Here is a 13,688-nt window from a genome sequence, read left to right as displayed (position 1 = left end):
GTGTGTGCACGTTCCCAATTGATCGACCGACCGGGAGAGCATCCATGCCGGAGACCACCCCCAAGGGCCTCACCGGGCTCGCCTTCGGCGGGGACTACAACCCCGAGCAGTGGCCGGAAGGCGTCTGGCGGGAGGACGTCCGGCTGATGCGGGAGGCCGGCGTCACCATGGTGAGCGTCGGGATCTTCTCCTGGGCGCTGCTGGAACCCTCGCCCGGGAACTACGACTTCGGCTGGCTCGACCGGATCCTGGACCTGCTGCACGAGCACGGCGTCCGCGTCGACCTCGCCACGCCCACGGTCTGCCCGCCGGTGTGGTTCTACCGCGCGCACCCCGAGGCCCTGCCCGTGACGGCCGAGGGCGCGCGCCACGAGTTCGGCTCCCGCGCCGCCATCTGCCACAGCAACGCCGACTACCGCACGGCCGCCGCCACCATCACCACCAAGCTCGCCGAGCGCTACGGCGACCACCCGGCCCTGGCGATGTGGCACGTGCACAACGAGTACGGCGTCCCCGTCTCGGCCTGCTACTGCGACTCCTGCGCCGCGCACTTCCGCCGCTGGCTGGCGACGGCCTACGGCACGGTCGACGCCCTCAACGACGCCTGGGGCACGGCCTTCTGGGGCCAGCGCTACACCGACTTCGAGCAGATCAACCCGCCCCGGCTCACCCCGACGGCCGTCAACCCGAGCCAGGCGCTGGACTACAAGCGGTTCGCCGACGCCACCATGCGCGAGAACTTCCGCAGGGAACGGGACATCCTGCACCGCCTCTCGCCGGGCGTCCCGGTCACCACCAACTTCATGACGGCCCTGAGCCAGTGCGACTCCGTCGACTACTGGGCCTGGGGACGCGAGGTCGACATCGTCACCAACGACCACTACCTGATCACCGACGGCCGCCGCACCCACGTCAACCTCGCGATGGCCGCGGACCTCACCCGCTCCGTGGCGGGCGGCGCCCCCTGGCTGCTGCTCGAACACTCCACCTCGGGCGTCAACTGGCAGCCCCGCAACCCCGCCAAGGCGCCCGGCCAGATGGCCCGCAACTCCCTCGCGCACGTGGCGCGCGGTTCCGAGGGTGCCCTGTTCTTCCAGTGGCGCCAGTCCCGGCGCGGCGCCGAGAAGTTCCACTCGGCGATGGTCCCGCACGGCGGCCGCGACACCCGCGTATGGCGCGAGGTCGTCGAACTCGGGGCCGGACTGGGGGCGCTGAGCGACGTGCGCGGCACCCGTACCGAGGCCGACGTGGCCGTGCTGTGGGACTGGCACTCCTGGTGGGCGCAGAACCTGGACTGGCGTCCCAGCGAGGACCACGACGCCCGCGAGCGCGCCGACGCCTTCTACGAGGCCCTCTACGACCGGCACCTCACCGTCGACTTCGCCCACCCGGAAGCCGACTTGTCGAGTTATCCCCTTGTCGTCGTACCGGCCCTCTACCTGATGACGAGGGCGGCCGGGAACAACCTGCGGGCGTACGTGGAGCGCGGCGGCACGCTGGTCGTCTCGTACTTCTCCGGCATCGTCGACCAGCACGACGCCGTCCACGAGGGCGCCTACCCCGGCCCGCTGCGGGACGTGCTCGGCCTCACCGTCGAGGAGTTCTCTCCCCTGCTGCCCGGTGAACGGGTGCGCGTCACCGGTCCCGACCAAAGCGAACTGGACGCCGACGTGTGGACGGAGTTCGTGGTGCCGCGCGGCGCCGAGACCGTCCTGACGTACGCCGACGGCCTGACCGCCGGCCGGCCCGCCGTCACCCGGCACCGCCTGGGCGAGGGCACCGCCTGGTACCTGTCCACCCGGTTCGGCGCCGACGGCCTGGACGCCCTCCTCGCCCAGGCGATCGAGGACGCGCGGCTCGCCCCGCGCGCCGATCTGCCCCGGGACGTCGAAGTGGTGCGCCGCACCGGTGAGTCGGGCACGTACCTGTTCGCCGTCAACCACACCGGCTCGGACACCAAGGTGGCGCTGGAGACCCCCGGCACCGAGCTGCTGACCGGTGAACGGGCCGCGGGCAGGCTGGCCGTCCCGGCCGGAGCCGTCCGGGTCGTGCGGCTCGACGGCTGAACCGACCGGACGGCCGAACCGACTCCCTCCGCCCGCGTGAGCCACGAGCCGCGGGCGGAGGGGCCCCTCACCCTCCTCCCGGCGAGGGGCACTCCCACACCCCACGTCGAAGGGACGACGGACGGCGATGCTCCATCCCAGACGCACACTCAGAGCCCTGCTGCTCCCGCTCGCGGCGGGGCTCGCCCTCACCGCACTGCCCGCCCAGGCCGCGAGCACCCTCACGAACGGAGGCTTCGAGGCCGGCGGCTCGGGAGCGGCCACCCCCGGCGGCTGGTCCGAGTACGGCGACACCGGCGCCTCGTTCACCGAGTCCGGCGGCCACACGGGCGGCTACCGCCTGAGCCACTGGGCCTCCACCGCCTACAAGGTGGAGACCTACCAGTACCTGTCCGGACTCGCCAACGGCGGTTACCGGCTCACCGCCTGGGTGCGCTCGGGCGGCGGGCAGAAGTCCGCCTACATAGCGCTGAGGAACTGCGGCGGCGCCGAACAGCGCACCGACCTTCCGGTGTCGGCGAGCGGGTGGATCCGGATCGTCGTGCCGGTCCGTGTGACCGGTAACCAGTGCACCATCAGCATCAACAGTGACGCAGGCGCCGGCAACTGGATCAATGTCGACGACCTGACGTTCACGCCGGGCACGTCCGGCACGTCGATCAAGGGTGCCGACGTCTCGTCGCTGCCCAAGAGCGAAGCCAAGGGCGGCGTCTACCGCGACAGCTCCGGCACGGCCGGTGACGCCCTGGCGATTCTCAAGTCGTCCGGCATGAACTACGCGCGCCTCAAGGTCTGGGTGAACCCGGCCGACGGCTACAACGACAAGGCCCGCGTCCTGGCCATGGCCAAGCGGGTCAAGGCGCAGGGCATGAAGCTGCTGGTCGACTTCCACTACTCGGACTTCTGGGCAGACCCCGGCCGTCAGGACAAGCCCGCCGCCTGGTCCGGGCACTCCTACGGTCAGCTCAGGACGGACGTGTACAACCATACGTACGACGTGCTGAACTCCCTGAAGGCGCAGGGCACCACCGCCGACATGGTCCAGATCGGCAACGAGATCAACGGCGGCATGCTGTGGAACGAGGGATCCACCTCCAACTGGCCCCAGCTGGCCGGCCTGCTGGGCTCCGGCTACGACGCGGTCAAGGCGGTCGACTCGTCCACCACCGTCGCCCTGCACCTCGCCAAGGGCGGTGACCTGGAGGGCACCCGCTGGTGGTTCGACAACGCCCGAGCCGCCGGCGTGCGGTTCGACGCCATCGGCCTGTCCTACTACGGGTACTGGCACGGCACCCTGGCCGACTTCCAGACCACCCTCGACGACGCTGCCTCCCGCTACGGCAAGCCGGTCTTCGTCGCCGAGACCGCCTACCCGTTCCGCCTGGACAGCGAGGACTCCCACGAGAACATCATCGACACCGGCGGCGAACTGGTTTCCGGCTATCCGGCGAGCGTGGCCGGCCAGACCCGCTGGATGAACGACGTGGCGAGCATCGTGGAGGCCGTACCGGGCGGCCGCGGCCTCGGCGTCTTCTACTGGGAGGCGACCTGGACCGCCGTCGGCGGCAACGGCTGGGACCCGACGGACGCCGCCTCCGGCAACGCCTGGGAGAACCAGGCACTGTTCGGCTACGACGACCGGGCGCTGCCGTCGACGTCCTGGTTCCGCCACCGCTGACCCGGCGGGAGGGCGGGGCCCGGTCGCACCCCTGCGGCCGGGCCCCGCCCCGTTCCCGCGCGCGGAACACCGAACAGGCCGAACTCCTCACCGGCGCGCGGCGGTTGGGTATCGGTCAAGGACGCGGAGTGCCGGACGCGGCGCTGCCGACTGCGAGACAGTGGGAAGACGCGGCCATGAGGACGTCAGCCGCGAGGCAGGGGTGCGACATGCTGAGGACTCCCACCGACGAGACGCGGCTGCGCATCCTGGCCTGGATGAAGGAGCCCGGACCCGCCGACCGCGGCGTCACCGCGGACGCCGTCGCAGAGAGGTTCTCGATGCCCCGCCCGGTCGCCGTCATCCACCTCCGGCTGCTGGAGGCCACCGGCATGCTCCGCACCAGCCGGTCGGACGGCCCAGTGCGCTACCACCGCGACGAGGTGCGGATCGCCGAGGTCGCGCGCATGTTCGAAAAGGGTTGGTAGGGATCGGCGCCGGTGCGGGTCAGCCCGCCGTCTGCTGGATCCGGTTCCGGGGTGGCTCCCGTCCGGCGGCGCCGGGCGGCGAGGCCGAGTGCGGCGGTGGCGACAGCCCCGGCGAGGGCGAGTGCGCCCAGGGCGTTCGCCAGGGTGCCGACGGCGGAGGTGAGCGCGAGGACCACGAGCGGGCAGATGAACTGGCCGAGGAAGAAGAAGCCCGTCCACAGGCCGGTGCCGCGGCCGCGGTCGGCGAAGTGGAGCTTGGACATGGCGAGGGTGAGCAGGCTCGGCAGCATGATGCCGCTGCCGAGGCAGTTGATCACCGCGCCGGCGATCAGTACGACGGGGTTGGGGGCGAGCCAGATCACCGCGAAGCCGAGGGCGGACAGGCCGAAGGCGGTGGGCAGCCAGGCTTCTGGGCTGCGGCCGGCCTTGGCGAAGACGACGGCGCCGATCACGACCGCTGCACTGGAGCCGGCTGTGGCCAGTCCGATCACGCCGGGGTTGCTCACGCCCATGTCGTTCAGGAGGAATGCCATCTCCACCTGGACGGTGTAGAAGAGGATGGCGCCGAAGAGGGTCAGCGCGCAGGGGCCGGCCAGCGGACGCCAGGGGAAGGGCCGCTCGGCCATCGGTTCCGCGGCGGCGGGGGAGGGCTCGTCCGTTCGGTCGGCTGGTCGCGGCCGCGGCAGGAAGGCGGCCATGGCACGATCTACGCCTATCTGGTGGAGGCCGGCCGCGACCGCGCCACGATCCCGCCGGAGTCCTACGCGCAGGAGATGCGCCGCCTCGCCGAGGGCTACGGCGGTGCCTGGGACGAGATCCGCGACTCGCTCACCGACCCGGCGCAGGTGAACTACACCTGGTTCGACCGGATGCTGGTCGAGGGGTCCTGGCACCGGGGCCGGGTCGTCCTGGTCGGCGACGCCGCACACTGCTGCCCGCCCACGATGGCCCAGGGCGCGGCGATGGCCCTGGAGGACGCCTGGGTGCTGTCCCAGCTGCTGACCAGCGGATCCGCGTGGGACGAGGAACTGCTCACGCGCTACTACGAGCGGCGGATCGACCGGGTCCGGATGGTCGTCGAAGCGTCCGTGCAGATCGGGCAGTGGCAGCTCGACGGCGTGCCCGGTGACGTGCCGGGGCTGCTGGACGCCACCATGCCGGTGCTCAAGGAGCTGCCGTGACGGCCCACCCGCCCCCGGCTACCGCCGGGAGCCGCCCCCAGCCCGACCACCGCCCCTCGCCGAGCGCCGACGCGCGCACTTCCCCGACCGTCGACGTACACGCGCACGTCCTGATCCGCGAGGTCGAGGCCCTGGTGGCCGGCCTGCCGGGCCTGGCGGAGGCCAAGGCCCTCGACGCCCGCCGCAACGGGCCCGCGGCCCTGGCCGTCAGCGGCCCCATGGTCGCCGAGCGCATCCCGGGGCTGACGGACGTCGCCGTACGACTGGCCGCGATGGACGCGCAGGGCGTGGACGTCCAGCTGGTCAGCCCGTCCCCCTCGCATTACCACTACTGGGCGGACGAGGAGACGGCGGAGAAGGTGTACCGGCTCGCGGGCGAGGCGACGGCCGCCCACTGCGCCCAGGCGCCCGGTCGGCTGCACGGTCTGGGCCTCGTCCCCCTGCAGCACCCGGAATCGGCGGTGCGCGCGCTCGAACTCGCCATGGGTATGGGCCTGTTGGGTGTCGAGATCTCCTCGCACGCGCCGGGCCGGGAGCTGTCGGATCCGGCGTACGAACCCTTCTGGACCCGGGCCGAGGAGACGGGCGCGATCCTCTTCCTGCACCCCTTCGGCTGCACGCTCGACGAGCGCCTCGACCAGTGGTACCTGTCCAACACCGTCGGCCAGCCCACCGAGAACGCCGTCGCGCTCTCGCACCTGATCTTCTCCGGCGTGCTGGACCGGCACCCGGAGCTGAAGGTCGTCGCCGCGCACGGGGGCGGCTATCTGCCCACCCACATCGGCCGCTCCGACCACGCCTGGTCGGCCCGCTCCGACGCGGGCGCGGGCTGCGCCCACCTGCCCAGCAGCTACCTCAAGCGCCTGTACTTCGACTCCCTGGTCCACGATCCGCAGGTACTGCGGGCACTGATCGGCGCGGTCGGTGCGGACCGTGTACTGCTCGGCTCCGATTTCCCCTTCGACATGGGCACCGAGGACCCCGTCGGCGCACTGCGCGCGGCGGGGCTGTCCGACCCGGACTTCCATGCCGTACGAGGCGGCAATGCCGCCGCCCTCCTTCGGAAGGACTGACATCATGCGTCTGCTCACCCATCTGCGGCATGTCGACCTGGCCGTGCCCGACTACGACAAGCAGCTCGACTTCTACGCCGGCGTGTGGGGCCTGACCAAGGTCGCCGAGGACTCCGGGATCTCGTTCCTGGCCGCCGAGGGCTCGCCGGAGCAGTACGTCGTGCGGCTGCGCAAGGCCGACGAGAAGCGGCTCGACCTCGTTTCGTACGGAGCGGCCTCAGTGCCGGACGTGGACACCCTCGCCGATCGACTTCTCGCCGGAGGCGTGCAGTTGATCTCCCAGCCGGGCAAGACCGACGCACCCGGCGGCGGCTACGGCTTCCGCTTCTTCGACGTCGACGGCCGCACCATCGAGGTCTCCGCGGACGTCGAGGTCCGGCAGCACCGCAAGATCGAGGAGAAGTAGGCCATCCCGGTCAAGCTGTCGCACGTCGTCCTCAACTCCCCGGATCTGAACCGCACTCGGGAGTGGTACGAGCATCACCTCGGGTTCCGGCTCTCCGACACGCTGATGCATCCGAAGATGGGCGAAGCGATGCACTTCATGCGCATCAGCAACCAGCACCACTCCATGGCCATCGCCAAGGGCCCGCACACCTCCCTGCACCACGTCTCCTTCGAGATGCGCGGTCTGGACGAGTACATGCGCGGCTCCGGCCGCGTGATGCGCGCCGGCGCCGAGATCACGGTCGACGGCGGCCTCACCGCGCACGGCGGCGTCAAGTCCATCTCGGACGCTCTGAGTCCAGCCGCTGCGGATTCGGCTGCTTCGAGTCCGGAGGGGAATCGAATGGGCTGGAAGGAAAGGCGGTCCTGATACTCGGGCACGGCCCGCCGACGGGCTGGCCGCCGCGGCCGCCGAGCTCTTCCTCGTCGTCGCCGGGACCGGGGCCCGCCGGCTCACCCGCTACTGGCTCACCGGGCCGGAGACCGGCCGCGTCGAGCCCTTCGCCGAGCACCTCCCGGGCATGCCCGACGACCTCTGGCGCGGCGCCCCGGACGGACCGGTCCGGGTCGCGCCGGACGGGCCGGTCCGCATGGCCGTACACGCCCCGTTCCGCCCCACCGCACGATCGCCGTCCTGGCCTTCGACGACGCGGGCCGCGTCGTCCACCACCCGGCCCGGCGCCGCTCCGGCTTCCGCATGGTCACCAGCGTCCGCGAGACGGCCGGACACCTGGTGCCGGGCAGCCTCTGGGAGCCGGGTGTGGCGGTCTGCGAGCCACCCGCCCCGAAGTGACCCCGGTCCGCCCCCGGGGTTAACCTGAACGCGCCGTGAGCACCTGGCGCGGCGCGGCGGTGGGGCCCGCCGTACCCGAACCGCGGCGAGGAAGCCGCCAACGGTCCCTACTTGCGACGGCACCCGCCCGCACGCCCCGGGCTCCGGCGAGTAGGAGACGTACCACCATGACAGTCCCCGAAGAGGGCCTCCGCGTTCCGGCTCCCGCTCGGCGTATGCCCTCCTGGCGTGCCCAGGCGCCCGTCGTCGCGGTCGTCGCCCTCGGCGGGGGAGCGGGCGCCGCCGCCCGGTACGCGGCCTCCCTGGGGTGGCCCGCGCCCGCGGGAGGCTTTCCCTGGACGATTCTCTGGGTGAACATCGCCGGGTGCGCCATGATCGGCGTGTTCATGGTGCTCGTCACCGAGGCCAGGGCCGTCCACCCGCTGGTCCGCCCCTTCTTCGGCACCGGCGTCCTCGGCGGCTTCACCACCTTCTCGACGTACGCCGTCGACATCCGGAAGCTGATCGACGGTGGCCATGCCGCGACCGGCCTGGCCTACCTCGCGGCGACCCCTCTCGCGGCCCTCACGGCGGTGTGGCTGGCGACCGGAGCGGCCCGCCGCGTCCTGAAACGGAGGCAGCCATGACGAGGCTGACCGGCAGTGCCCTGCGCCTGACCGTCTTCGTCGGCGAGAACGACACCTGGCATCACAAGCCCCTCTACTCGGAGATCGTCCACCGGGCCCACGCGGCGGGCCTCGCGGGCGCCAGCGTCTTCCGCGGCGTCGAGGGCTTCGGCGCCTCCTCCCTGATCCACACCACGCGGTTGCTGTCCCTGAGCGAGGACCTGCCGGTCGCGGTGGTGATCGTCGACACCGCACCACGCGTCCGCGCCTTCCTGCCGCAGCTCGACGACATCGTCACCGAGGGGCTGGTGACCCTCGAGGACTGCGAGGTCGTCCGGTACACCGGACGCGAGGGCATTCCCGGCACAACGGACACGAAGGGTAAGAAGTCGTCGTGAACTGGCTGCTGGTCGTCGGCGGCGCGATGGTCGGCGCCCCGCTCCGCTACCTCACCGACCGGGCGGTGCAGTCCCGGCACGACTCGGTCTTCCCCTGGGGCACCTTCACGGTGAACGTCACCGGCTGCCTGATCCTCGGCCTGCTCACCGGAGCCGCCGGGCAGCTCCAGCTGCTGCTCGGCACCGGCCTGTGCGGGGCCCTGACGACGTACTCGACGTTCTCCTACGAGACGCTGCGACTGGCGGAGACAGGGGCACGTCTGCACGCCTTCCTCAACGTCGCGGCCAGCGTGACGGCCGGTCTCGCCGCGGCGTCCGCGGGGACGGCACTGGTCCGTATGTGACGCGCGTCCATGAGCTCCGTTCTCGCCGGCGTGTAGTAAGACGGTCCTCTCCGCTGCCGTACGCCCCCGCACAGAACGGGATCCCATGAGCGTCATCAACGTCGGTCAGGCCGTCGTCCTCGGAGCCGTCGAGGGGGTGACCGAGTTCCTGCCCGTCTCCTCCACCGGCCATCTGAAGATCGTCGAGGGGCTGATGGGCATCCCCGTCGACGACCACGCGGTGGTCGGGTTCTCGGCCGTCATCCAGGTCGGCGCGATCGCCGCGGTGCTCGTGTACTTCTTCAAGGACATCGTGCGGATCGTCTCCGCCTGGGTCAGGGGCCTGCGCGACCGTGAGCAGCGGTACCGCCACGACTACAAGTTCGCCTGGTGGGTCATCTGCGCGACCGTCCCGATCGTCCTCACAGGACTCGCCGCCAAGCCGCTCATCCAGGGCCCGCTCGCCTCCCTGTGGGTGGTGGCCGGCTCACTGATCGCCGGCAGCGGGGTGATGTGGGTAGCGGACCGGACGGGCCGGCACAAGCGCGGCGAGGACGACACCTCGTTCAGGGACGCGATGCTGGTCGGAAGCTCCCAGATCCTCGCCCTGCTCTTCCCGGGCTTCTCCCGCTCCGGCGCCACCATGTCCACCGCCCTCATGCTCGACCTGGACCGCGTCGCCGCCACCCGGCTCTCCTTCTTCCTCGGCATCCCCGCCCTGACCGGCGCGGGCCTGTACGAACTCAAGGACGCCCTGGGCACCGGCGTGGGCGCGGCTCCGCTCGCCGCCGGAACGGCCGTGTCCTTCGTGGTGGCCTACGGCTCCATCGCCTGGCTGCTGAAGTTCGTCGCCAAGCACTCCTTCAACGCCTTCGTGATCTACCGGATCGCCGTGGGAGTGCTGCTGTTCGGCCTGCTCGGGACGGGTGCCATCCACAGCTGACCGCCCTCGCGGGCCCCGCGCGGGCCAGGGTGCCGGGCGCCTGAACGCAGGCTTCCGGCCCCCTGAACGATTCCTTTCGGACTCTTGACAGGCACCTCCCGCGCCCCCCAGGATCACCACCGTGAACCTGTCAGACAGCCGGACAGCCGGACAGCCTGTGCGTCGCGTCAGCGCCATGGAAGCGGTGCTGGAATACCTGCGCGGCGCCATCGAACGCGGCGAGTACGCCATCGGTGACAAGCTCCCCTCCGAGGCGGAGCTGTGCCGGACCCTCGAGGTCTCCCGGCCCGTGCTGCGCGAGGCGCTGCGGGCGCTGCAGACCATGGGTCTGACCGTGTCCCGGACCGGCAAGGGCACCTTCGTCGTCGCCAGCACCGTGGAGGACCCCACGTTCGGCGACTACTCGGCCAGCGACCTGCTGGAGGTGCGCCGCCACGTCGAGATCCCCGTCGCCGGGTACGCGGCGCGGCGCCGCACCCCGGAGAACCTCGATCATCTGGCCCACCTGCTGGACCGGATGGAGCGGGAGACGGACACCACCGCGTGGGTCGCCATGGACACGCTGTTCCATCTCGCCGTGGCCGAGGCCGCCCAGAACCCGGTCTTCCGCCGAGTCATCGAGGAGATCCGGGACGCGCTGGCACGCCAGTCGGCCTTCCTCAACGAGCTGGGCGGCCGTCGCGAGCAGTCCAACCGGGAGCACCGGGCCATCGTCGAGGCGCTGACCGACGGTTCCGAACACGACGCGGTGGAGGCCATGTCCCACCACCTCGACCGCGTCGAGACCACCCTCACCGACATCGTGCGTCCCCCGCGCACGGACAGCCCCACGGAAGGCGGACCCGAGGCGTGAGCGAGTCACTCAAGGAAGCCGTACACAAGCCGGCGCACGTCGACGCCGGCGACGCGGGCTACAGCAAGTCCCTCAAGTCCCGGCACGTCAACATGATCGCCATTGGCGGCGCCATCGGCACCGGCCTGTTCCTCGGCGCCGGCGGACGCCTCGCCGACGCCGGCCCGTCCCTGTTCATCGCGTACGCGGTCTGCGGCCTCTTCGCCTTCCTCGTCGTACGTGCCCTCGGCGAACTCGTCCTGTACCGTCCCTCGTCCGGCGCGTTCGTGTCGTACGCCCGTGAGTTCATGGGGGAGAAGGGCGCCTACACCGCGGGCTGGATGTACTTCCTCAACTGGGCGACCACCGGCATCGCCGACATCACCGCCGTGGCCACCTACACCCACTACTGGGGCATGTTCTCCGACATCCCGCAGTGGGTGATCGCGCTGATCGCGCTCGCCGTCGTGCTCACCGTGAACCTGATCTCGGTGAAGATATTCGGCGAACTGGAGTTCTGGTTCGCGATCATCAAGGTCGGCGCGCTCGTCGTCTTCATGTGCATCGGCATCTTCCTGCTGGTCACCCAGCACCCCGTCGACGGCCACAGCCCCGGCCCGTCCCTGATCAGCGACAACGGCGGCGTCTTCCCGCACGGCATGCTGCCCATGCTGCTGATCATCCAGGGTGTCGTCTTCGCCTACGCCTCCGTCGAGCTGGTCGGCGTCGCCGCCGGTGAGACCCAGAACCCCGAGAAGATCATGCCGAAGGCGATCAACTCGATCATGTGGCGCGTGGGCCTCTTCTACGTCGGCTCGGTCATCCTGCTGTCGATGCTGCTGCCGTGGAACAAGTACACGGCGGGGGAGAGCCCCTTCGTCACCGTGCTGTCCAACATCGGCGTCCCCGCGGCCGGCGGCGTGATGAACCTGGTCGTCCTCACCGCCGCGATGTCCTCCCTCAACTCCGGCCTCTACTCCACCGGCCGCATCCTGCGCTCCATGGCCATGTCCGGATCCGCGCCGAAGTTCACCTCCGTGATGAGCCGCAGCCAGGTCCCGTACGGCGGCATCCTGCTCACCAGCGGCATCTGCGTGCTGGGTGTCGGCCTCAACTTCGTCGTGCCCGCCGAGGCGTTCGAGATCGTGCTGAACTTCGCCGCGATCGGCATCCTCGCCACCTGGGGCATGATCATGATCTGTCACCTCCTCTTCTGGCAGAAGACCCAGAAGGGCGAGCTGACCCGCCCGGGCTACCGGCTGCCGGGATCGCCCTGGACCGAGATCGTGACGCTGGCGTTCCTCGCCTCCGTCCTGGTCCTCATGTACGCCGACGGCGGCGCGGGACGGACCACCGTGCTGTGCCTGCCGCTGATCGTCGGGGCACTGGTCGCCGGATGGTTCGGCATCCGCGGCCGTGTCGCTCGAAAGTCCACCACCGGAGCCGACGCGTGAGCGACGCGCCGCTCCACGAGAAACAGGCAGTGATGTTCAGCAGTTCCCTCGCGGACGCACCCCTTGTCCGTGAACCCGTCCACGCCCCCGTCGCCCACCTCATACGCGGCGGAATCGTCGAAGGCATCCACTACGGCTCCGTCGTCGTCCTCGGCGCCGACGGGGCGGTCCAGCTCCAGATCGGAGACATCGAGGCCGCCTTCTACCCGCGCTCCGCGCTCAAGCCCGTGCAGGCCGTGGCCATGGCACGGGCCGGGCTCCCGCTCGACGGCGAACTGCTGTCGCTGACCGCGGCCAGCCACTCCGGCGAGGAACGCCACCTCGCCGGGGCCCGGCGCATCCTCGACCTCGCCGGGCTCACCGAGGACCACCTGCGCAACGTCCCGGACATGCCGTTCGACCCGGTCGTCCGGGAGGCCTGGGTGCGGGAGGGCCGGCTGCCCTCACGGCTCGCCCAGAACTGCTCCGGCAAGCACGCGGCCATGCTCTACACCTGCATGCTCAACGGCTGGTCGCTGGAGGACTACCTCGACCCGGGCCACCCGCTCCAGCAGGCCATCGCCGAGATCCTCGAGGACCTCACCGGGCAGCGCGTCGCAGGGGTGACCGTCGACGGCTGCGGCGCGCCCCTGTTCTCCATCTCCCTGCACGGCCTGGCCCGCGCCACCGCCCGGATCACGACCGCGGCACCGGGCACGCCCGAGGCCCGTGTCGCCGACGCGATGCGCGAGCACCCCGAGATGGCCTCCGGCTCCGGCCGGGACGTCGCGGCGCTGATGCGGGCCGTGCCCGGGCTGCTCACCAAGGACGGCTTCGAGGGAGTGCAGGTCGCCGCGCTGGCCGATGGCCGGGCCGTCGCGGTGAAGATCGCGGATGGTGCGAACCGGGCGCGGGTGCCGGTGGCTGCCGCCGCGCTGGCCAGGGCGGGCGTCGACCCCGAGCTGCTGACCGAGTTCGCGGGCGAGGCGCTGCTCGGGGGAGGCCGGGAGGTCGGGCGTGTGCGGCCCGTTCGCTCGCTGGAGCCGCTCGCCGGTGCTGCCCGCGCCTGACGACATGCCGGATCCCCCCGTCCGGCGGCTGCGGCACCCCTGTGGCTGATCGCGCAGTTCCCCGCGCCCCTGCGGGGCGCTCACTCACTCCTGCTCTTCCCCAGAAAGAGGATTCTCACCTTCATGACCGCCGCCACCCGCCGCGAACACGACCTGCTCGGCGACCGGGACGTCCCCGCCGAGGCCTACTGGGGCATCCACACCCTGCGGGCCACCGAGAACTTCCCCATCACGGGTATGCCCATCTCCGCCTACCCGCACCTCGTCGACGCCCTGGCCGCCGTGAAGGAGGCCGCCGCGCTCGCCAACGAGGAACTCGGCCTGCTGGACGCGAAGAAGGCCGCCGCCATCGCCGCCGCCTGCCGGGAGATCCGGGACG

13 protein-coding genes and 3 pseudogenes are annotated in these 13,688 nt (G+C 71.2%); 15 read left to right on the top strand and 1 reads right to left on the bottom strand.

Annotation, left to right across the window (positions count from 1 at the left end; all coding sequences use genetic code 11):
• Nucleotides 1–44: 44 nt before the first annotated feature.
• The 3 genes from IE212_RS28355 (at nt 45) to IE212_RS28345 (ending at nt 4,211) form a co-directional block, all read left to right on the top strand.
• On the top strand, nt 45–2,066 hold the full coding sequence (locus IE212_RS28355; RefSeq protein WP_190200819.1) for a beta-galactosidase: 2,022 nt from the start codon (nt 45–47) through the stop codon (nt 2,064–2,066).
• Nucleotides 2,067–2,193: 127 nt separating this feature from the next.
• Nucleotides 2,194–3,744 (top strand): glycoside hydrolase family 53 protein, encoded by a 1,551-nt coding sequence (locus tag IE212_RS28350; protein ID WP_190200818.1) that lies wholly within the window; start codon nt 2,194–2,196, stop codon nt 3,742–3,744.
• Between the two features lie 209 nt (nt 3,745–3,953).
• On the top strand, nt 3,954–4,211 hold the full coding sequence (locus IE212_RS28345; RefSeq protein WP_190200817.1) for an ArsR/SmtB family transcription factor: 258 nt from the start codon (nt 3,954–3,956) through the stop codon (nt 4,209–4,211).
• On the opposite strand, the gene IE212_RS28340 is transcribed toward IE212_RS28345, so the two are convergent.
• Nucleotides 4,151–4,837 (bottom strand): MFS transporter, encoded by a 687-nt coding sequence (locus IE212_RS28340; protein ID WP_373301445.1) that lies wholly within the window; start codon nt 4,835–4,837, stop codon nt 4,151–4,153. The two genes, IE212_RS28345 and IE212_RS28340, sit on opposite strands and share 61 nt — an antisense overlap.
• Nucleotides 4,838–4,912: 75 nt before the next feature.
• On the opposite strand from IE212_RS28340, the pseudogene IE212_RS35470 reads away from it, so the two are divergent.
• From IE212_RS35470 to IE212_RS28285, 12 genes and pseudogenes are all read left to right on the top strand, one after another.
• Nucleotides 4,913–5,392, top strand: a pseudogene (locus IE212_RS35470) (FAD-dependent monooxygenase); the annotation flags it as partial.
• Nucleotides 5,389–6,465 carry an amidohydrolase family protein gene (locus tag IE212_RS28330; protein ID WP_190200816.1) on the top strand — a complete coding sequence of 359 codons (1,077 nt, stop codon included), beginning with the start codon at nt 5,389–5,391 and terminating at the stop codon, nt 6,463–6,465. The pseudogene IE212_RS35470 and the gene IE212_RS28330, both read left to right, overlap by 4 nt.
• 4 nt (nt 6,466–6,469) lie before the next feature.
• Nucleotides 6,470–7,282: pseudogene (locus IE212_RS28325) on the top strand (VOC family protein).
• 16 nt (nt 7,283–7,298) lie between these two features.
• A pseudogene (locus IE212_RS35175) lies at nt 7,299–7,705 on the top strand (SMP-30/gluconolactonase/LRE family protein); the annotation flags it as partial.
• Nucleotides 7,706–7,872: 167 nt separating this feature from the next.
• Nucleotides 7,873–8,331 (top strand): fluoride efflux transporter CrcB, encoded by a 459-nt coding sequence (crcB, locus tag IE212_RS28320; protein ID WP_190200815.1) that lies wholly within the window; start codon nt 7,873–7,875, stop codon nt 8,329–8,331.
• A complete protein-coding gene (locus tag IE212_RS28315) occupies nt 8,328–8,708 on the top strand; it encodes a DUF190 domain-containing protein (protein ID WP_190200814.1) in 381 nt (126 codons plus the stop codon). The genes crcB (IE212_RS28320) and IE212_RS28315 overlap by 4 nt, the downstream gene beginning before the upstream one ends.
• The gene (crcB, locus tag IE212_RS28310) at nt 8,705–9,052 is read left to right on the top strand and encodes a fluoride efflux transporter CrcB (RefSeq protein ID WP_190200813.1); all 348 of its coding nucleotides are present in this window, start codon (nt 8,705–8,707) and stop codon (nt 9,050–9,052) included. Before IE212_RS28315 ends, crcB (IE212_RS28310) begins: the two co-directional genes overlap by 4 nt.
• Before the next feature lie 85 nt (nt 9,053–9,137).
• Entirely contained in the window at nt 9,138–9,974 is an 837-nt protein-coding gene (locus IE212_RS28305; protein ID WP_190200812.1) for an undecaprenyl-diphosphate phosphatase, read from the top strand.
• A gap of 175 nt (nt 9,975–10,149) precedes the next feature.
• Nucleotides 10,150–10,827: a FadR/GntR family transcriptional regulator gene (locus tag IE212_RS28300; protein WP_190200903.1), complete on the top strand. Its 678-nt coding sequence runs from the start codon at nt 10,150–10,152 to the stop codon at nt 10,825–10,827.
• The gene (locus IE212_RS28295) at nt 10,824–12,260 is read left to right on the top strand and encodes an amino acid permease (RefSeq protein ID WP_190200811.1); all 1,437 of its coding nucleotides are present in this window, start codon (nt 10,824–10,826) and stop codon (nt 12,258–12,260) included. The genes IE212_RS28300 and IE212_RS28295 overlap by 4 nt, the downstream gene beginning before the upstream one ends.
• Nucleotides 12,261–12,292: 32 nt before the next feature.
• Complete coding sequence (locus IE212_RS28290; protein ID WP_190200902.1) at nt 12,293–13,309, top strand: asparaginase; 1,017 nt, start codon at nt 12,293–12,295, stop codon at nt 13,307–13,309.
• A gap of 123 nt (nt 13,310–13,432) precedes the next feature.
• Nucleotides 13,433–13,688, top strand: a 256-nt coding sequence (locus tag IE212_RS28285; protein ID WP_268250803.1) for a lyase family protein, incomplete at its 3' end; no start/stop codon positions are given.

This window comes from Streptomyces djakartensis, assembly GCF_014651075.1.
Lineage (GTDB): Bacteria > Actinomycetota > Actinomycetes > Streptomycetales > Streptomycetaceae > Streptomyces > Streptomyces djakartensis.
The sequence above is the reverse complement of the archived record's forward strand: the minus strand, read 5'-3'. Positions and strand labels throughout refer to the sequence as shown.